This is a genomic window from Metapseudomonas otitidis, from assembly GCF_900111835.1.
Classification (GTDB): Bacteria; Pseudomonadota; Gammaproteobacteria; order Pseudomonadales; family Pseudomonadaceae; genus Metapseudomonas; species Metapseudomonas otitidis.
Genome location: NZ_FOJP01000006.1, coordinates 1 through 19,715 on the forward strand (window position 1 = coordinate 1; position 19,715 = coordinate 19,715).

Annotated in this window: 17 protein-coding genes and 1 pseudogene; 4 read left to right on the forward strand and 14 right to left on the reverse strand. The window is 61.3% G+C overall.

From position 1 onward, the window contains the following. Positions 1-506 (reverse strand): outer membrane protein OmpK (locus BM198_RS08610; RefSeq protein ID WP_279626024.1); only part of this gene is annotated, 506 nt, incomplete at its 3' end. A gap of 743 nt (positions 507-1,249) precedes the next feature. Here BM198_RS08610 and BM198_RS08615 point away from each other — a divergent pair. After that, a complete protein-coding gene (locus BM198_RS08615) occupies positions 1,250-1,498 on the forward strand; it encodes a hypothetical protein (RefSeq protein ID WP_074969267.1) in 249 nt (82 codons plus the stop codon). Positions 1,499-1,547: 49 nt separating this feature from the next. Then, positions 1,548-2,000, forward strand: a complete 453-nt coding sequence (locus BM198_RS29560) for a hypothetical protein (RefSeq protein WP_139233590.1) — start codon at positions 1,548-1,550, stop codon at positions 1,998-2,000. On the opposite strand, the gene BM198_RS08620 is transcribed toward BM198_RS29560, so the two are convergent. The 5 genes and pseudogenes from BM198_RS08620 to BM198_RS08640 form a co-directional block, all read right to left on the reverse strand. Then, positions 1,975-2,223, reverse strand: a complete 249-nt coding sequence (locus BM198_RS08620; RefSeq protein WP_074969269.1) for a DUF2274 domain-containing protein — start codon at positions 2,221-2,223, stop codon at positions 1,975-1,977. The genes BM198_RS29560 and BM198_RS08620 overlap by 26 nt on opposite strands. Beyond that, complete coding sequence (locus BM198_RS08625) at positions 2,220-3,497, reverse strand: TraB/TrbI/VirB10 family type IV secretion system protein (protein WP_074969272.1); 1,278 nt, start codon at positions 3,495-3,497, stop codon at positions 2,220-2,222. The genes BM198_RS08620 and BM198_RS08625 overlap by 4 nt, the downstream gene beginning before the upstream one ends. Before the next feature lie 2 nt (positions 3,498-3,499). Continuing rightward, positions 3,500-4,504 carry a P-type conjugative transfer protein TrbG gene (trbG, locus tag BM198_RS08630; RefSeq protein ID WP_074969274.1) on the reverse strand — a complete coding sequence of 335 codons (1,005 nt, stop codon included), beginning with the start codon at positions 4,502-4,504 and terminating at the stop codon, positions 3,500-3,502. After that, positions 4,501-5,205 (reverse strand): conjugal transfer protein TrbF, encoded by a 705-nt coding sequence (gene trbF / locus BM198_RS08635; protein WP_074969276.1) that lies wholly within the window; start codon positions 5,203-5,205, stop codon positions 4,501-4,503. The genes trbG and trbF overlap by 4 nt, the downstream gene beginning before the upstream one ends. Before the next feature lie 17 nt (positions 5,206-5,222). After that, positions 5,223-6,215: pseudogene (locus BM198_RS08640) on the reverse strand (type IV secretion system protein); the annotation flags it as partial. A gap of 431 nt (positions 6,216-6,646) precedes the next feature. On the opposite strand from BM198_RS08640, the gene BM198_RS08645 reads away from it, so the two are divergent. After that, complete coding sequence (locus BM198_RS08645; protein ID WP_074969278.1) at positions 6,647-8,629, forward strand: ATP-dependent nuclease; 1,983 nt, start codon at positions 6,647-6,649, stop codon at positions 8,627-8,629. A gap of 1 nt (position 8,630) precedes the next feature. Continuing rightward, positions 8,631-10,535: a UvrD-helicase domain-containing protein gene (locus BM198_RS08650; RefSeq protein ID WP_074969280.1), complete on the forward strand. Its 1,905-nt coding sequence runs from the start codon at positions 8,631-8,633 to the stop codon at positions 10,533-10,535. Positions 10,536-10,593: 58 nt separating this feature from the next. Here BM198_RS08650 and BM198_RS08655 read toward each other — a convergent pair whose 3' ends face one another. The 8 genes from BM198_RS08655 to BM198_RS08695 form a co-directional block, all read right to left on the reverse strand. Next, on the reverse strand, positions 10,594-12,474 hold the full coding sequence (locus tag BM198_RS08655; RefSeq protein ID WP_074969282.1) for an ATP-binding protein: 1,881 nt from the start codon (positions 12,472-12,474) through the stop codon (positions 10,594-10,596). Next, a complete protein-coding gene (locus tag BM198_RS08660; RefSeq protein ID WP_074969620.1) occupies positions 12,471-12,965 on the reverse strand; it encodes an ABC-three component system middle component 2 in 495 nt (164 codons plus the stop codon). The genes BM198_RS08655 and BM198_RS08660 overlap by 4 nt, the downstream gene beginning before the upstream one ends. After that, complete coding sequence (locus tag BM198_RS08665) at positions 12,962-14,050, reverse strand: ABC-three component system protein (protein WP_074969284.1); 1,089 nt, start codon at positions 14,048-14,050, stop codon at positions 12,962-12,964. Before BM198_RS08665 ends, BM198_RS08660 begins: the two co-directional genes overlap by 4 nt. Next, positions 14,047-15,042, reverse strand: a complete 996-nt coding sequence (locus tag BM198_RS08670) for a restriction endonuclease (protein WP_074969286.1) — start codon at positions 15,040-15,042, stop codon at positions 14,047-14,049. The genes BM198_RS08665 and BM198_RS08670 overlap by 4 nt, the downstream gene beginning before the upstream one ends. 72 nt (positions 15,043-15,114) lie before the next feature. Further along, a complete protein-coding gene (locus BM198_RS30760; RefSeq protein ID WP_074969288.1) occupies positions 15,115-15,438 on the reverse strand; it encodes a HigA family addiction module antitoxin in 324 nt (107 codons plus the stop codon). 234 nt (positions 15,439-15,672) lie between these two features. Beyond that, positions 15,673-16,812, reverse strand: a complete 1,140-nt coding sequence (locus tag BM198_RS08680) for a PDDEXK nuclease domain-containing protein (protein WP_074969291.1) — start codon at positions 16,810-16,812, stop codon at positions 15,673-15,675. Beyond that, positions 16,809-18,008, reverse strand: coding sequence for a tyrosine-type recombinase/integrase (locus tag BM198_RS08685; RefSeq protein WP_074969293.1), 1,200 nt, complete (start codon positions 18,006-18,008; stop codon positions 16,809-16,811). The genes BM198_RS08680 and BM198_RS08685 overlap by 4 nt, the downstream gene beginning before the upstream one ends. A 257-nt stretch (positions 18,009-18,265) precedes the next feature. Next, the gene (locus tag BM198_RS08695; RefSeq protein ID WP_074969297.1) at positions 18,266-19,609 is read right to left on the reverse strand and encodes a nucleobase:cation symporter-2 family protein; all 1,344 of its coding nucleotides are present in this window, start codon (positions 19,607-19,609) and stop codon (positions 18,266-18,268) included. Between the last annotated feature and the right edge of the window lie 106 nt (positions 19,610-19,715).

Genomic DNA, 19,715 nt, shown 5'->3' on the forward strand with positions numbered 1-19,715 from the left:
GTGACCTGCCACTGGCCGGACGGGTTCTTGGTGATGCCGTCGGGTTTGCGGTAGTAGAAGTTCAGCTGGAAGTAGTCGAAGCCGGGCAGGGCCAGGTCGAAGCCCGGGCCGAGCAGGTAGTTCTGGTTGCGGTTCTCGCCACGCTCGTAGGTGGCGGCCAGCAGCACGTCGGTCACGGGGCCGAAGGCGATCTTCTGGTCGAACAGCTTGCCGAAGGACAGGCGCGGGGAAATCTCGCCGTAGTAGGTGTTGTTGCCGGCGTTGGCGTCGGCCTTGCCGTTGTAGTTGATCTGGTCGACGAAGAGGAACAGGTCGCCCCAGGTCCAGCCGCTGGCGTGCTCGAAGGTGAAGGTCTGCTGGATCTCGGGGTTGACCTTGAAGTCTTGCCCGTAGAGGTAGGTGACGCTGTTGTTCTGCCACAGCAGGGGGCCGTCGGCCAGGGCCTGGTTGCAGGCCAGCAGGCCGGTCGCGAGTGCCAGGCTGGCAGGCAGGAGCTTGGTGCGCATCGTGTTTTCCTTGTTTTTCAGGGCTTCGGTTGGAAATCCCCGCACGCGTCGCTGCACCTCGTGGGGCACGAGGTGGCTAGGAGGGGGAAGGTGCTTGACCCGGTCAGGCCGAGTCGGGGAGGACGCCGGACGGGCTGTTTCCGTCCGGGTGGAGCCTGGGCGCTGGAGCGCGGGCGTGGAGCGAGAAGAGTGTCGTCTGCATGATCGAGAGGCCTGCCTGTTGTTGTTGTCGGTCTGGGCGTCTATCGGGTGGGTGCGACCGGGATGCGGTTCGATAAGTTGAACGCGGGGTCAGGTTTCGAACTATAGCAGTGACACCTGCTTTTGGTAACAGGAATCGATGGTTTTGTGTACAAAAATGGCGAGTGGTCGTGTGGGCCCGAACGTGCGTGCGTGAGGTGATCGCTGCGGAGCGAGCCGACAAAAAATGGCCGGCGTCAAGTGTTTAGTGGAGGTAGCCTGATGGCCGAAAGTCTAAATGAGGCGCGGGGTTAGCTCTACTTCGGGCCGCTTTGCGAAGCGGCGACGTTGTGGGCTGGGAGCCACATGGGAGCCTAGAGAAAGCAAGCCGAGGCGTGTGGTAGCGATGGAGATTGCCAAGGCTTGCAGGCCATCGTAGCTCACTCGATCGACCCCGATCCAAAATATTGTTCGCCGACAGCATAGAGAGTCACAACCTCCCATTGCCGAGATCACACGTTTCCGATACGCTTCTTTCTTCGAAATCTTTAAAAGGTTTAAAAATGGACCTGCGTGAAAAAGCCAAGATGCTGGCGTATGTGCTGTGGAATGAATTCAATGCCAAGCAAGTGAACATTGCGAAGGTTCTCAACGTGTCTGAACCGACCATCAGCCTTTGGCTGAAGGAGATGAGATTCCGGGCAGAAATCCACAGTCTCAAGCAAGAGCTTGCCGAAGTTCGTCTTATCGCTCAGGGCCTCCAAGCACAAGGCTTGATCGAGCACCGGCAAACCTTCGACGTTTTGCAGTAACCGTCGCCGCTATTCACACATTGTTCTTGCTTTTGCCTAGGAGAAAAATATGTCCGACCCGACTGGAACCGCCAACATCCTCCGCCAATTCACTGCGTACGACCAGCTGCGCGAGGATTACTCGCCTGAAGTTGCCAATGCGCTTACGCAGAAAAACCTCGCCCGCCACAACGTACCTGCGACCTCTGGGGAGGTTGAGGCATGGCATCGAATCAACACTGCTGCTGTGAACTCCAAGTTGGACATTCCAGCCGAACGTAGCACGGCGGATGCACTGGCCAACGCCGCAGTCGCAACCATTTTGGAAACGGCCTCTGCTTCTGCTCCAGCGCAAGCACTAGAAACGACGGGCGCTGCTGATGAAGACCTTGACGAGGATGAAGTCGAGGACGATGCAGACGAACTCCCCTCGCTTGGTGATATCTATGGTTACGAAGACGATGAGGACAATGAGGAAGCAGCACTGGACGATGTGCTCAAAGCTCAAGAACGTGCTGATTGATTGAGGCGATCAGTTTTTTCCTGAACCCCCGATCCCCCGCCATGAACGCCTCCAGCATGTGCGGGATCAGCGTCACAGCATCGACCGCCTCGCCATAGGCTTGCGCATGCAGCGCGGCGTAGCGGTCGAGGTCGGCTTTCAAGCTGGCCGGGCAGGCTAAGGTCAGTTTGACGCTCTCGGTCTTGGGCAGCGGCCCCAGCCGCAGTTTCCTGGTCGTGCTCATCGCGAAGTCCCCTTGTTGAAGAACAGCGGCTGGTAGGGCCGCAGCACCAGATCGCGGTTGACGATGATGCGCACCGGCAAGCCGGGGCGGCTGGTCAGCGTGGGTTGGATGTTGAGGTTGCGCCGGGTCACTTCCTGGCCGACTTGGTTCACGGTGTCCTGCAGGCTGTCGCGCCCGGCGATGATGACGCGATCACCGTCCTGGCGGTTCTCGGGTGCGGCCAGTTCGGCACCGACGCCCAGCAGTGTGGTCAGCACGGCACCAGCAAAGATCCGATCCCAATGCCAGTCAACGTCGTCTTCCAGACCGGCATAGCCCGCCGGGTCGGTGCCGATCAGGTTGTCGAGCGTAAGCGAAGACGTGTCCGGCAGGATGATACGGTTCCACACCACCTGCACGCGGCTCTGCCCGTAGCTGACCTGGCTGTTGTACTTGCCCAGGATGCGCGAACCCTGCGGGATCAGTAGGAACTTGCCAGTGGCCGTGTCATAGATCGGCTCCGTCACCGTGGCGATCACGTCGCCCGGCAGGTCGGACTGGATGCCCGTAACCAGTGCCCCGGCAATGACCGTTCCGGCCATCACCTGATACGGCGAGGTGGGCATTTGCAGGTTGCCGGAATTCCGGGTTTCCGTAGAGCCGTCTGTCAGGAACGCCTCTTTCTGGTCTTGCCGGTTTTGCACGGCAGTCGGATCAGCAGGCTGGGCCGCCGTCGAGGCCGGGCCAGCGGCCAGTGGATCGAAAGCGGCATTGGCGGCGAAGCCTGGTGCGGCAGCGACCTGCGACTGCGCCACGGGCGCTGCTTGCGGGGAACCCGTGCGGAAGAACACCGATGAAGCTGCCGCTGCTTCTTCTTCCTTGCGTAGCGCATCGTTGGGGTCGTAGCCGGGCGCGACATAGGTGGCGGCGACCGGCTGCTGCGAATTGACGATGGCTGGCCCCAGGTCGCCGGGCAAAGGAGGCCCCAGCTCCGGCACGTCAGGCGGCAGCGCTGGCAGCATGGAATAGTCCGTCGGCAGCGCATCCAGCCCTTCCGAGCGCGAGACGCGATCCACGTTGTACAGTTCCGTGGATTCGCCTGCACCGCGTTGCTGCGGTTGCAGTGACCAGATCAGCGCGCCCATCACGCCAACCGACAGGCCGCTGGCGAGGATGGCCAGCGTGCGCCGGTTCAGTCGCGTGACCGGGCTCGGCTGAGCGCGCAGCGCCACCGCCTCGGGTGCTACCTTGTCCACCTGAGGCGTGGCAAGGTCGGGGGTATCGTCCTGGCTCATGCTCAGTTCCCCCCGGCGATGCCATCCGTGCGCTCGATGCGCACCACATCGCCCTTGTCGGCCTCCAGGCGCAGTTCGGCCGCGCCGAACAGCCGATCCACGATGTAGTACGGCGAGCGGAAGCGGTAATTCACCAGTTGCCCATCGCCCTGCGCACCGATGACAAACAGCGGCGGCAGCTCGCCCTGGGCGATGCCTGCCGGGAACTGGATATAAACCTTCTCGCCATCATCGAAGGCACGCAGCGGCTTCCAGGGTGGATTGCTGCCGCTGATTGCATAGCGAAAGCGGATGTTCTCCAGCGACAGGCCCGCATCGACCGGCGCGGCAGCGTTGGCAGCCTGTGCCTGGCGCTGCAAGGCCAGCATCCGGTCTTTCGGGTAGTTCCAGGACACCGAAGCCATCCATGCCTTGTCGGTCGAAGTCAGTTCCAGCAGGTACGTCCTGCGACTGGTGGTGATGACCAGATTGGTCTTCAAGCTGGAACGGATTGGTTTGACCAGCACATTGACCCGCAGATCGGCCCCGCTGCCGCTAGAGGTGTCGCCCACGATCCAGCGCGCCGTGTCGCCCGCAGCGACCGTCACCAGTTCCTCGCCGGGCTGGAGCGCGATCACCGTCACGCGGCCCACGGACGCATAGACCTGGTACAGCGCACCATCGGTAAAAGGCCAGACCTGGATCGCATTGACGTAGCCCTCGCGGGTCGGCGCGATCCGCGCTTCGGCATTGGCGAGGGATACGCGCATCTTCTCGTCGGCAGGCTCCGGTGCCACCGGGGCCGAATCAACGTCCGGCAGCGACTTCAACTGCGCGGGCAATGCCAACGGCTCGGGCACCGCCACGATTTCGATGGGCTTGGGCGGCTCGGGCAATGGCTGGGCCTGCACCAGCTCATCGAGCGAGATCACTGGCGGCGGTTTGCCCTGCGTGGCGCAGCCCGCATACAGGACAGTCGATGCCAGCAGGATCACTGGCAATGCGTTTTTACGGAAACGTGCATTCATGGTTTGGCTCCTTCAGAAGAATCCAGTTCACGGCTCCACGACAGGCCATTGACGTAGATGCCCAGCGGGTTGCGGCGCAGGCGTTCTTCGGTGCGCGGGGTCTGCTGCACGATGGACACCACCGCCGTCCATCGCTCCAGCCCGGCAGCCGCACCATTGACGTAACGGCGTTCCGTCCAGCGCACGTTGAACGACGCATCGCTGGCGCGAACCACACTGGTGATCTGCACCGTCACTGACTCCTTGCCGATGCGGGCGAACGGGTCATTCACCCGCGCATAGTCGTTGAGCACCGCCGCGCCCCGATCGGTGGTGTAGTCGTAGGCATCGAGCCAGTTCTGGCGCACGACGATGGGGTCGATGGACAGCGAGCGCACCAGCGTCACGAAGCGCGCGATGTGGTGCGCCGTCTGCGCATCGGTGGGCCGGTACGGCGTGGCCGCTTCGCCCACGGTGCGCACCTGGCCGGACTGATCGACCTCGATGACGTAGGGCGTGACGATGGACTGGGCCGATCGCCACACCAGGCCGCCGGCCATCAGCAGCGCGAGCACCAGGCAGCCGAAGGCCATCAACCGCCAGTTCTTGGCCTGCACGCGGGACGAGCCGATGCGCTCGTCCCAGACCTGGGCGGCGGCTTGATACGGAGTGGCAGGCTGCGGCGTATCGGCATAGCGCACCTGCGGTCGTTTGAATCGCATGTAGTTCTCCTTGAAAGTCAGCTATCGGAATCCCGCAGGCTCGGGCCTTGGCCCGAACCGCCGCCGTCGCCACCGCGCAGCGTGTGCGCGGCGGTGGTGGTGGCCTGGGTGAGTTGTTGGCGGCGTTGCAGGCGCTTGGCCCAGCCGGGTTGTTCCTGCGTCTGTGCGTTGGCATCGCCAGCAGCGGCTTGCCCGGAACCGGCAGCTCCACCGCCTGAACCACCATCGGTGCCGGAGCCTTGCCAGCCTGCTTTGAATGGCGCGGCCGCCTTGGCTGCCGCCGCTTTGATGCCGGCACCAGCGCGCTGGCCAGCGGCCTGTGCGCCGCCCTTGGCGACACTGCCCAGTCCAGCCATCGCGCCCTTGGCTCCGCCGCCCGCAGCGGCAGAACCGGCCTGGAAAGTCGACTTCGCGCTGCCAGCCGCCGAGGTCGCAGCCCGCGCACCAGACCCGGCGAGCTTGGCGGCAGCCGGTGCCATGCGCGCTCCGGCCATCACGGCTCCGCCCACGCCGGTGGCTGCGGCACCTACGGCAACCGCCGCGCCTGCGGCACCAATCGCAGCACCAGCCATTGCCCCGGCACCCAACTGCGGTGCGCCGGAGACCAGCCCGGTGGCGATGCCAGGGCCGAAGATCCCCAACGCCAGCAGCGTGAGCGAGGCCAGCATGATGACCACCGCATGGTCGATGGACGGCTCGGCCGGATGCACCTGGAACTCAGCAAACAGGCCCGAGCCGATGCCGACGATGACCGCCAGCACCAGCACCTTGATGCCCGAGGACACCACGTTTCCCAGCACCTTTTCGGCGAGGAAGCTGGTCTTGTTCCAAAGCGCGAACGGCACCAGCACGAAGCCCGCGAGCGTGGTCAGCTTGAACTCGATCAAGGTGATGAAGAGCTGGATCGCCAGCACGAAGAAGCACAGGATCACCACCGCCCAGGCCAGGAACATGACCACGATGGGCGTCATGTTCACGAACACCTCGGGGAAGCCCGCCATGTCGCTGACGGCTGGACAAGGCAACGGCCGTCCTTGAGTGCCGACCGCACGCAAGCGAAGCGCGCAGGCCCGAAGCTGGAAGCCGGGCCGAAGGCGTCAGCCGAGCGGAGCGAGGGAACGATGGAAGCCCGAACGGGGCGAGACGCCGTAGGCGGCTCGATGCGAAGCACGACAGCGCGACCGGCCATGCCCCCTTGGCCGGGGACGCCCACCAGACCTCAAGAAAAGGAATGAACCAGCTACAGCAACCTAGTGACCTACGGCCCGCTTTCTGATTAATCGAGCCGAGGCTACCTAGTTTGACGGCATCGCGGCGAACCAAGCTACGTGCGGCTGAAACAGCCTCAGAAGCCTTTCGACAAGTCTTTACCGTAACTGCTGCGTTACGATAGAAGCACTCGTATCGAATAAACACATTACTGAGTGCGGGGGACTAGCTAGTGCGTATCGAATCTATAACGCTGTCGAGCTTCCGGTGTTTTGGCCCTGACCCGACAACAGTGCCAATCTCGTCGGAGATAACGGCTGTCGTCGGTCCGAATGCGGCGGGCAAGACGGCACTCCTACACGCACTGTCCAAAATGTTCGGCGTGTCGCGCGAGCAGCGCACCGTGATGCGTTCGGATTTCCACCTGGGGGCGGAGGACGACCCCGACGACCGAGAAGCCAAGGATCTTTTCATTGACGTGCTGATCGGGTTACCCGAACTGGCCGACGGCACCGCAACGCCGGAGACGATCGCCCCCTCGTTTCGACACATGCAGATCGAACGGGAGGGGGAATCGCCAGTCTGTCGCTTGCGTCTCGAAGCTCGATGGGAAGACGACGGGACGGTGGAGGGCGAAGTTGCGCAGGACCTTTTCTGGGTGGACACACTCGACGATGATCCGGTTGAAAACCAATGCCATCCAGTCTCTGCGTCGGATCGAGGCCTGATCCAGTTCTACTACACACCCGCCAGCCGAGACGCGGCAGCTCAGGTTCGGGCAACGGCCGGCGCACTCGCCGCTCGCCTGCTCCGCGCGATCGAATGGTCATCCGAAACCGAGGAAGCCGTTCAGGAAACCGCTGAAAACCTCGCCACCGCGTTCGAGGGCGAATCGGCGATTGCCGCAATCGGTAAAGCCCTTCAAGCGCGTTGGTCGGGTCTTCACGACGACGTGGTCGATACGAAACCCAGACTCAGCCTAGTCAGTCGTCGGTTCGAGGAGATCGTCAACAAGATTGCCGTCATATTCGAGCAGGGTCCGGACGGTCAGGAACGCGGCCTCGACGCTTTGAGCGACGGACAGCAATCGCTTTTCTATTTCGCTCTGGCTGCGGCCGTTTTCGACCTGGAACGTAAGGTAGTGGACGGCACAGTTGAAGGATTTCGTGACGACACCCTACGTATCCCCGCGCTCACGCTGTTCGGTCTGGAAGAGCCGGAAAATCATCTCTCGCCTTACTTCCTCGCCCGCATCATTCGCCAGGTTCGCTCGCTGACTGATGCAGGGAGCGCACAAGCCATCGTCACCAGCCATTCACCCGCGGTGCTGAGCCGCGTCAATCCGCGTGAGGTCCGCTACTGCCGCTGCGATCCGAAAACACGTGTCTCATCAGTCAAAAAGATCAAGATTCCGGCAGGGACTGGCGAGGCTGCGAAGTTTGTCCGTGGCGCCATGCTCGCCTATCCCGAACTCTACTTCGCCCGGTTCGTCCTTCTCGTGGAAGGCGATTCGGAGCGGATCGTTCTGCCTCCCTTGGCTGAAGCGCTCGATCTTTTGATCGACCCTGCCTTCGTTGCTATTGTCCCCTTGGGTGGACGGCATGTGCAGCATTTTTGGCGCTTGTTGGCCCACCTTGGCATCCCGCATGCGACCCTCCTGGATCTTGACCTGGGGCGCGAAGGTGGTGGTTTTGGCCGGGTAAAGACTGCGATCGAAAAGCTTATCGACGTCAATGTGCCCAAGGAAAAGCTTTTAAAGATCGATAAGGGCATTCTGTCCGATGCGGATTTTGCAAAGATGCACACATGGGAAGATGCAGAAGATCAGAAGAATCTCAAGGCGTGGGTCGATAGCCTAAAACCTTATGGCGTCTATTTCTCAGCGCCATTGGATCTTGATCTAGCGATGCTGAAAGCGTTCCCCGATGCGTACCACGCCATCATTCCCAATGGGGGCGGCCCGAGAATGGCTGTCGATAAAGCGGCGGAAGTGGTGCTAGGGACCGCTGGGCCAGGGCTCAAACCCTACAGTGGGCCGTTCAAAGGCTACCCCGAACTTCTTCCCGCCTACCGCTATCACTTTCTCACCAACAGCAAGCCAGCAACGCACCTAGCCGCCCTAACACACGTCAAGAAAAAGGACTTGAAAGAAGGAATGCCAGCAGTGCTGGCAGAGATTCTCAAACATACCGCTAAGTCTTTGCGGAGGGACTAGCATGGCCGTGCTGTCGCGACGGGTGCGCCCGGAGGATTGGAAGCCAGTGGGTGTGGCTGCACTTGAAGCCAATGCGCTCAAGGTCGTCTGTGCGACAGATCATCGGTCCGTCATTGCTGGTCCCGGCGCGGGCAAGACAGAACTGCTCGCGCAACGCGCCGCTTATCTTCTTCAAACAAGTGCTTCACCCGCACCAAGGCGCATCCTCGCGATCAGTTTCAAGCGCGACGCTGCAACAAACCTCGCTGCACGCGTTCGCCAGCGCTGTCATCGCAGCCATGCCCAACGCTTCGACTCGATGACCTTCGATGCTTTTGCGAAAGGGTTGGTCGACCGCTTCGGTCAGGCGCTGCCCGAGCGCTGGCGGCCTCGGCCCGACTACGACATCATGTTGCCCGGTGATCGGGACTACCGTGACTTCCTGTATCAACAGGTCGGAGTCCCTCCAGCCTCAGTCGGCACCTATGCCGACCTCCAAGCGATTTCGGTAAAAATCTTCGAGCGCCGCTATCTGGTGGGATCGCCGCTCCCAGTGGGCGGTTGGCGTAATCCGACACCTTCCCAGTGGGCTGCGGATCGTTTCTGGCAAACGTCGCTTCATGAAGGCAGAAAGAGCGTCTTGTCATTTCCCATGATTGGACGACTCGCCGAACTTCTGTTGCGAGTTAATCCGATGGCGCGGGATGCGCTTCGACTGACGTACTCGCATCTGTTCATGGACGAGTTCCAGGACACGACACAGATCCAATATGACTTGGTACGCACCATCTTCCTCGGCACCGACACCGTGATTACGGCCGTTGGAGATAACAAACAACAGATTATGCGCTGGGCAATGGCGATGGACGATCCTTTCACCGCCTTTGAGGAGGACTTTGGCGCGACGCGAACGTCGCTCTACAACAATTATCGATCGTCGCCAGAGTTAGTGCGTATCCAGCACGTCTTGGCGCAGGCTTTGGACGCCCGAGCCGTGGCGCCGGTGTCGAAGACCGTCGGTACAGTTGATGGTGATAGTTGCGCCATTTGGGATTTTTCGACGCCAGAGATCGAGGCGAAGCGCTTGGCCGCTTTTGTCTCGACCGAGATGAGGACCCACTCACTCGGCCCGCGCGATTTTGTCTTGCTAGTCCGGCAGAAGGCTAACGAATACGCGTCGGTTCTCGAACCGGCCTTTGTAGATGCCGGGATTCCTCTACGCAACGAAGCTGAAATGGCCGGGACCATCCTGCTTCAGGATTTGCTGGTGGAGGCGGCATCCGAACTGATCGTAGCAGTTCTGCGTCTCGCCATGACTGCGCCGGCGGGCCGGCATTGGACGGTGTGCCAGGAGACGCTCATCACCCTAAGGGGAGTCGCTCCGGACGATGAGGTTTCGCAGGCCAGGCTGGCACAAGAATTGGACGCATACGTATTCAAACTCAGCGCCGCCCATCCCAACCCTCCGAAATCGAAGGCGGTGTCACGGTCGATCGTGGACGACATCCTGAGGTTTGTCGGTCGTGAGAGAGTGATCGCTGTTCATCCAGCTTACGGACAGGGCGGCTGGCTCGAAAAAGTGCTGGACTCAGCAGCAGAGCATCTATTGACGTCGTCGATCGGTGACATCGAGTGGTCTTCAGCCCTTGACACCTACGAAGGCACTCACGCGACCCCTCTGATGACGATCCATAAAAGCAAGGGACTCGAATACCACAGCGTCATATTTGTCGGATTAGATGATGGCGCATGGTGGAGTTTCTCCAACGATCAGATCGAGGCTACTGCTGGATTCTTTGTCGCGTTCACGCGTGCAAAACAGCGTGTCGTTTTCACATACTGCGCGCAGCGCGGCGCGCGAACAAAGATTGCGACTCTTTATCAGCTTCTGACCAAAGCTGGGATCAAAAGCATTCAGGGTGCCTAATCGGTGATCCGCATCTGTTGAGTTTCACTTCTTAGCGAGCAGGTCAAAAGGGCGGGCCTTAAGCTGAGTCAGTGTTCGCCAGATAAGGGAACAACCCGTATCGTCCGTGATGAGGGTTCTTTCCGAACATCAGCGACTGCTCGCGTTTCCTGATTGCATCAGGCGGATCGGTGTTCTCGACCACGATGACTTGTGTGTCAACGGGTACTACTTCAAGGTAAGCGTAGAACTGTTCCTGAAGGTCGGTGCCAGTCAAGTCATCTTCCGTTCCATCTGGTTCTCGATACGCAAGCAAGGGAGAATCGAGAACAACGAATCCGGTGTGCGGCGTCTGCCGCGCTCGGCAGAAAGCTAGCAGCCCGAGGGTGAAAGCCGCGTGTGTGATGGCGCGAAGACCCTTGCCAAACGCACTGCGCGACTTTCCGGCAATGACAAGGTCGCGAGTTTTGGAATCGAAGTACACATCTCCTGATTCTGGGAAATGCCAACCTGTCAGGATGCCTTCAACAGTCTTGGCAAAGCTGTGCGTGACGGTAGTGGGGATGTCTGCGTTGGCAAGCGCCCCGGTTTTGTCGTCATCGGCACCCTTCTCAAGATCGGCGCGGCGGCGTTCCATGTCTTGCACGGTGGCGTAGAGCGCCAACGCCTCGCGCACTTCGGCGCGCTTGTCGGCGAAGTCAGAATAGGATTTCCGAAGGGTCGATAGCCTGGGCGCAATCAGTTCTTCGACCGCCTCGGAGATTGACTCCAGTTCCCGTACAACGGAGGGCATCCTACGGTCAAAATTGGTACCCTCACGCTCAAGGCTTCGGACAGTTGCCGCGAGTTCAGCACGCAAGACCTCGATCTTGGCAATCTCCTTTCGCGCCGCCTGAACCACCGAATCAATGTCCCCGTTGCATTCAGCATCGGTGCTGTGATGGGCGGGAGCCGCCCCGCAGAGAGGACAATGCCCGGAGCCCAGGACGTTGAACAACGTTCCGCCTTCCTCGATAGCGCGTAGCCGTTCGATATCGGATGCGTAGTGCTTGTCGAGCAGGCTGAACCGCGCAAGCATCGCTCCGACTTCAGCGCGTCGCTCGCGGCTTTCCTCAAGTCTCTTGCGCAGTTCGCGTCGCTTCCCGGCGGCCTCTTGAAAGTCGGCTTCGGTGGTGTTCACTTGGGCCGCCTGCTGGCGGAGCGAAGTGTCGATCTTCTCCAGTTGCTCTTCCAGTTCCTTCGGGCTCTTGGTCAACTCCTTGAGTCGGTCACGGTAGTCGTCAAGAAGCTGATCAAGAAGCTGCAGTTGCGCTTCACGCGACAACGCTTCTGGTTCGCTCTTATTGCTGGCGACCAGTGCTGAGTCGTCCGTTCCGGTCAAAAGCAACTTGAACGTTGCGAGGTTCGGAGTGTTGGCTGTGGGATTGCCGTCAAAGAGAGGAGAGCTTTGCTGCGTGATCTCCGTCTCGTTGACGATCATCAGACGCGCAATGTTGCGAAAGCTCAGGCTATTGGTCTCGTTCCGCGAATTCCTGCGGACACGCTTGCCCCCAAGACCGCACAGGCCAAGCAAGAAAGAAGATAGGTTCGCGTCGTTCCTCTCGCTGTGCTTCTCGTCAAGCTGCTTGTAGGAAATGTCAATCGCTGGCGGTGTCTCATGCAGGTCTTCGTAAAGTCGAAACCCGCCACCGTCCATGCTGCGCCAGAGCGTGAAAGACTTACCGTCAAGCGTCTCAATACCCAGAAGAATAAGGTCGTAGCCAACGCGTTCTGGGATATCGCGCAAGGGCGGTTTACCACCAAGCATGAAGTCGATGGCTTCGACAATAAATGACTTCCCAGTGTTCGAAGCGCCGTAGATGACGTTCAGGCCGGGACCGAAGGTGACGGTTGATGGTTGCTTCTGCGGGCCAAAAAAGCCAAGGAAGCGCAAGCGGAAACCGGGAATCTCTGCCGTCATACTTCGCCTCCCAGGCTCCGCTCGACCTGCTGAAATTCCTCAACCCACTTGTCAAAGAAGCGACGCATGACACCCTTGAACTGTTCGTCCGTGAGATCGCCGAGGGTTTCGACAAGCCAAGTGGCGCGCTCCTTGAGAGCCACCAAGTAGTTGGAGGATACGGACGATAGAAAGGTCACGGCGTTCTCGCCCGCGCCGTACTTGATGCCGTCAGCCGTGACTTCACGCTCCACGAGGTCGCGGGTCATCATCAAAAGAAGCGATTGCTCGATCAGTTTTCGGCGCACAAGCAGTTCAGCCGAGGGCGTCGGCGTCGGCGGATGCAAGTTGTCAGGACCATTGATATCGCCTGTATGGACAAGAAGGTAGTCAAGGGCGACGAGCCTCTGCAGGTCGTAGGTTTGCGGATACGCCGCGCCCAGAATCGACACCGCGCGGATACCAGCCTCCAGTGGGCCATTGAACGTGATCGGCTTGGACTCCAGGCTCATGATCGTGTCCACCGTAGGCGATCCTCATTCACGAGTTGATGGCAGATTCCATCTCTATCTTTGGGGTTCGTGCAGGTGATGAGGGCGTTCGCCGTGATTTGCATGTCGCGGGCCGCCTTGGTGACGGCACAGGCCTTTTCGTAGCCATCGGCATGGTTCGCGTCATGTGTATCGATAACGCCGCCGTGGATGTCATCGAGCAAGGATTCAAAGGTGCCAGGCGGCACACTATCGCGCGCAAAGACGCGCAGTGACTCTGCCTCATAGAACGCTTCGCGCTGACGGCGAAAATGGTCCTTGAGCTTCGGCACGGACAGCGCCGAGGGATCAGTCACGACCACCCCCGTGTGCTCGCCGTATGCCCCGAGCAACTGTGTCACGTAGCGACTTTCGGTGGCAGCGACTTCTTGGGGAGGCTTTTCAGAAGCAGGCCGTGTTCGGAGTCCCCCGCCGAAGCGCGCGGCGTGAACCGGCGTGCTGCGGTGGTCGTCAACAAGCTGAAGCGCGGTTTTGGCGTCGAAGATCGAGAAGTCGAAGGAATCCACATAGGCGCGGAGTGCTGGATCGAGCGGCACCACTTGTGTGCTGGTGATCTCGTCCTTTACGTTCTTGTCCCAGTTGGCAATCAACTCTTCGCGCAGCTTCGCAGCGTTCGCCAACAAGCGGCTGAGCGATGTGCCCGCACCTCGGGGGGAAACAAAGTAGTAATGACGGGGTGTGACGTACTCACCGCTGTACGAGTACCAGATGACCTTGCCGAACTCAACCCAGACATCGCCGGGCCTGAGGGCATGATCGTAGTGCTTGCACTGGTAGTTATCCCATACACCCTTGAGGCGCCTGTCGTCTGAAAATCCGGCAATGTCTATCCCCATGTCACCAGCGCCCGAGAAGCGCTGGACATGCTTGTACTTCGCCGGGAGACAATAGTAGGCCCACTCTTCAACGAAGCCTTCCCACTCGTCTGGCGAGTAGGTCAACAGTCTTTGCTGTGGCGGAATGACGGGACCGTTCGCCACCTGCGCCGCGGTAACTGCGGTCGTGGGGCTCGACGGTTTGTTGATGTCCTTCCAACTCGCCGTCATGACGCACCTTGTCCTTGACCGTCATGAGGACGGAAGTACGGGTTCTTGTGTATCTGCGCCGCCTGGACCTTCTTCGTGAAGAACTCTGCGAGGTCGTCCTGTTGCTCAAGCAAACGCACGATTTCTTGGAGCGTCGAAAGAACCAAGACCTTGTGCTGTAGGAACTCGCGCACCGTGTGGACTGCGGGTTCCGTGTAATCGCTGGCGGAGATGAAGATGCCTCGAACTTCGGCGCGCGACATGAGGCGTACGAGATGCTCTGAAATTTCTGGTTTGCCGACTGGATTGCGGTACCACTTCATCTCGACGAAGTACAGCATCCCGCCAAGCTCAATCACTCCGTCGATCTGCTCAACGATCCCCTCCCTGGCATCACCGACCAAGTGGAAGGCTTTGTGAATGAGAACGCCGTAGGCCTGGAAGAGATTGTTGAGGGCTGTCTCCAACATCTTGCCGCGTTCCTGTGCCGTCGCCGAAGTACCAAACAGTGCATACAAAGCCTGCTTGGCGCTATCGATCCTGGAGGTGCGCTCGCGCTTCTCCGTTGCGATCCGCTGTGTCTCTGCCAGGCGCGCTTGCCGCTCCTCCTCACGGGCATTGTTCATGCGCGTGAAAGCATCTTTTTGGTTGACGACTTCGCGGATGCTGGCGACAAGGCCCTTGGCCTTGAGCTGGTCATCGGGCCAGCACGAATCAAAGCTCGCAAAATCCACAACGCGCCGCAGCACTTCACGCCGCTCGCGAAGAGCGGCTTCCCCCTTCGCGTTGAGGCGCTCAAGCACAGTGCGCACCATTTGGTACTTATTGACGTCCTTAGGGGTACTCCTCAAGTGAGCGGCCATGTCCGCAGTCATGGTGTCAGACACACCTGCGCCACGAAAGAAGACAAGCACATCCTGTTTCGATCGGTTGAGCAATGGGACAACATCCACCAAGAGATTGAACAGCTCCGGTGGATAGTGGAACGTGATGTCTGTAGAGGCACCGGTCACGCGCTACTCTCCTTACAAACACGCTTACCACCTTGAGAAAAGGTTTTGTGCTCCCCTGTCATAAGTCCTTTCCTACGCAGTCTTTAGCTGCTTGTGGGCCGTATGGTCGCGAACGGCTGGACCAGTAGGGAGCGCTCTGATGGCTCGCCCAGACACAGCTTCCGCCAGATCCAAGTCGGACTGCACTTGCAAGCTCATCCAGAATTGCGGGGTGTCCCCGAACCAGTGGGCAAGCCGCAACGCTGAATCGCCAGTGATCCCTCGCTTGCCATTGATGATCTGAGTAATCCTATTGGCGGGAACGCAAAGCTGGCGCGCCAATTCAGTCGGTGACACGCCAACGGCTTCCAGCTTTTGTGCGAGGACTTCACCCGGTTGATGGACTGCCGCAGTCATATTGACCTCGAAATGGACATGCTATCGCCCCTCGCTCCCACTGATTCGTCAGCGTCGGCGCGAGAAGTTGACGATGTACGTCAATCGTACATTACTTTTGCTTATTTGGGCAGGTAGCACATGCGAGTCCGTGAAGGCCGGAAGGCGTCAGGGGTCAAAGTCGAATGGCCGCGATTCGGCACGAAGTGCGGGGCGCAGCCCGCGAACCCGACGGCGGAACGCCGGGACGCCCGGTTATCGCTTGCGTTTCTTGGGGACGATCGTTCCGCGCGACTCGATCAGCCGCCGCGTGTTCTCCAGTTCCTTTTGCAGCACTTCGGCATCTGGCAGCACCATCCGGTAGTTCGCTGCCATCACCTTGGACGGCAAGCCCTCCAGCGCATATCGCGCCAGGGCGTGCCCCTTGTCCGCACACAAGATCAGGCCCACGGGCGGGTTCTCGTCGGCAAACGTCCAGTGCTCCTTCGCATAATTGCAGTACAGGTGCATCTGACCTACGTCGGCATGGGTCAGCGCACCGAGCTTCAAGTCGATGATGACCAAGCAGCGCAACCGACGATGGAAGAACAGCAGATCGACCCGATACCAGGTCTGGTCGATGCGCAACCGACGTTGCCGCCCGACGAAGGCGAAACCATCGCCCAGTTCGAGCAGGAAATCCTCCAGCCGCCGGATCAGGGCTTGCTCAAGGTCGGACTCCGAATACTCGTCCTTGAGGTCGAGGAACTCCAGCACATACGGGTCTTTGATCGCGTCGTCAGGGGTGACGGCATCCTCGGGCTTCGGCACGGCGCCCTTGACCAGCATCGCCGCCTTGTTCTTCGACAGCGCCGTGCGCTCGTAGAACTGGCTGTTGATCTGGCGATCGAGCTGGCGCACGCTCCATCCACCGCGCAGGGCTTCGGCCTCGTAGAACTGGCGGGCATGGCCGTCCTTGACCGACAGCAGCCGAACGTAGGCCGACCACGGCAGCGTGAAGGCTTGGGCCAGTTCATCGAGGCGCCAGGGACGCGCCACCGGCGCCGGGGAAGATTCGCTAGACACTGTCTGGCGAATTGGCCAGGTCAGGAAGAACGACCGCATCTGCTGCAAGTTCGGGCGGCTGAACCCGCGCCCGAACTGCGCGGTCAGGTCGGCGGACAGCCGCTCGATCAACTGCTCGCCGTAACCCGCGCGGCGCTTGCCTTGCTGCTCGGCTTGCACGATGCGGCGGCCGATTTCCCAATAGCTCGCCGTCATCAGCGCATTGACGCTGCGCGCCGTCGCGCGGCGGGCCGCATCGAGCACTTCCACAATGCCGCTGTGGATGCCGGCGTAGCCAGCCGGCAAGGCGGCGGGGGTTCCCCCCGCCGCTGAGGGTGTCTTCCTGCTCATGCCGTCGCCTCCACGGGGCGCGTTGCCCCGGTGATCGCCAGCCGCCGGCTGGCCACCAGTTCGGCCGCATCGCGCACCGGCTTGTCCTCGGTGTGGACGTAGTGCATGAACATTGCCACGGTCTTGTGGCCCGTCAGCGCCATGCCGACCTTGGTGGGCACGCCCGAATTGGCGATGTCGGTGGTCGAGCGGTGGCGGATGCCGTGCGTGCCGACGTGCGGCACGCCAGCGGCCTTGAGCACGCGCTTCCAGCCGCCATAGTACTCGCCGTGGGTCAGATGCCGGTTCGGGTCGTTGGGCGACGGCAGGACGTAGGGGCAGCCTTCCCGGCGCGGCGCCGTGGACAGCAGCCGATAGGCTTCCTCGCTCATGGGCTTGGAAATGCCGCCGGTCTTGCTGTCGGGCCAGACCACGCGGCGCTTCTCCAGGTCGATCCACTCCCATTCGAGCGGGCAGATTTCGGAGCGGCGGGCGGCGAACTCGAATTGCAGGCGGATCGCCAGCGGGATGACATAGTTCTCCAGTCCTTCCGCCTCCAGCGTCCCCAACTGGCGGAAGATCCGCACCAGCTCATCGTCCACGATGAGCCGGGTTTCCTTGCCGGGCGGGAACATCGGGACATGGCGGCACGGATTCGTCCCGTCGGGGCGCAGTCCCCACACTTCGGCCAGGTTGAACATCTTGCGCAGCACGCCGAAGGTGCGGTTCGCCTCGGCCGGCTTGTGGGCCAGCTTCTTCATCAGCGCGGCCACGTCCGGGCGCTTCACGTCCTGCACCTTCATCCGCCCCATGATCGGGATGATGCAGCGGTCGATGACACCCTGATAGCCGCGCTGGGTGCTGGGCTTGTTGCGCTGCTTGGAGTAGTCCTCCATGAAGGTGGTGCAATACTCCTTCATGGTCGGCGCCTTGCGGGCGGCGGCCTTGGCCGCACTGGGGTCGCCGCCCCGGCGCACCTCGGCCAGCCACTCCTGCGCCATGACGCGGGCCTGTTCCACGGTCAGTTCGCCATACAGGCCCAAGGCCGGCTTGCGGCGCTCGCCGGCGTTCGTACGGTACTGGAGCATGAACACCTTGCGGCCGGCCGGGGTGATCTTGCACAGGAAGCCGGGTACCACGGTGTCCCGCAGTTCGACGGCCTGCGCCTGGGGCTTCGCCGCATCGACGGCGGACTTGGTGAGCTTGATCTTTGCCATGATGACTCCTCGGAAACCCCGGTTTCCAAGAGCCACATGGGAGCCACGCGACCGGAAGCCGGGTCAAGTTTCGGAAAGCACCGGCATATGATGGACGCGCCTAAGTCCTTGATAAACCTGCTGTAGCGGGCTTAGGCGCAGTCCAGCGAAGTGCCGGGCTGGAGTCATCGTCAAACAAAAAAAGACTCGCCGGATGGGCGGGTCGGACAGCCCCGGCGGCACCGGATAGGTGCTGCCGGGTGGGAGCAATGGATGATTCAGTGGGCCGCGTGGCAATGGTGGGCTCGGTCTTTCTCGCCCAGCACGTTGAACAGGATGTTCAGCAGCAGGGCGCTGAGGGTGGTCATGGCGATGCCGCTGTGGGTGATCGGCTCCATCCAGTGGGGCAGGTGGGCGAAGAGGTCCGGCCTGACCACCGGCGCCATGCCCAGGCCGATGCTGACGGCCACCAGCAACTGGTTGCGGCGGTCGGTGATGTCGGCTTCATGGAGGATCTTGATGCCGGTGGCAGCCACCATGCCGAACATGGCGATGCCCGCGCCGCCGAGTACGGCCGGCGGGATGGAGGCCACCAGAAAGGCGGCCTTCGGCACCAGGCTCAGGGCCAGCAGGAACAGGCCGGCGGCCACCGTCACGTAGCGGCTGCGCACGCCGGTCATCTGCACCAGGCCGATGTTCTGGGCGAAGGACGAATGGGTGAAGGTGTTGAAGAAGCCGGCAACGAAGGAGGCGCCCGCGTCGCAGAGCAGGCCGCGGCGCAGGGCATTGGGGCAGATCTCGCGCCCGGTGATCTTGCCCAGGGCGAGGAACATGCCGGTGGACTCGACGAAGATGATCACCGTCACCAGGCACATGGACAGCACCGGTGCCAGCTCGAAGGTGGGCATGCCGAAATGCAGCGGCGTCACCACCTGCAGCCAGGGCGCCTGTCCCAGGCCATTGAGGTCGACCATGCCCAGGCAACCGGCCAGCACATAGCCGATGCCCATGCCGATCAACACCGAGACGTTGACCCAGAAGCCCCGCAGGAAGCGGTTCACCACCAGGATGATGGCCAGCACCAGTGCAGCCACGGCGAGGTACTGGAGGCCGCCGAACTCGGTGACCTTGCTGCCGCCCCCGGCCCAGTTCACCGCCACCGGGAACAGGCTCAGCCCGATGGAGGTGATGACCGTGCCGGTGACCAGCGGAGGGAAGAAGCGGACGATGCGGCTCATGAACGGCGCCAGGACCAGGCCGAACAGCCCGGCGGCGATGGTGGCGCCGAAGATGCCCTGGAGCCCCACGCCGGGCATGCCGGCCATCACCACCATGCTGCCCACGGCGGCGAAGCTGGCGCCCATCATCACCGGCATGCGGATGCCCACCGGGCCGATGCCGATGGATTGCACGAGGGTGGCGATGCCCGCCACCAGCAGGTCGGCGTTGATCAGGAAGGCGATCTCTTCCCGGGAGAGGCCGGCGGCCTGGCCGACGATGAGGGGAACGGCCACGGCGCCGCCGTACATCAGCAACACATGCTGGAGGCCGACCAGCAGCAGTTGCATCAGGGGTAGACGCTGGTCGGCCGGAGCCACAGCGGGGGCTGTCAGTTGGGTCATGCAACACCTCGGGCGCTTTTGTTCTTGTTGAGCCGTCGGGCCCATCGCCTCAGGTCGATGGGCCGGGGTATCGATGCAGCAGCCGGCACAGGCGTGCCGGGCAGGA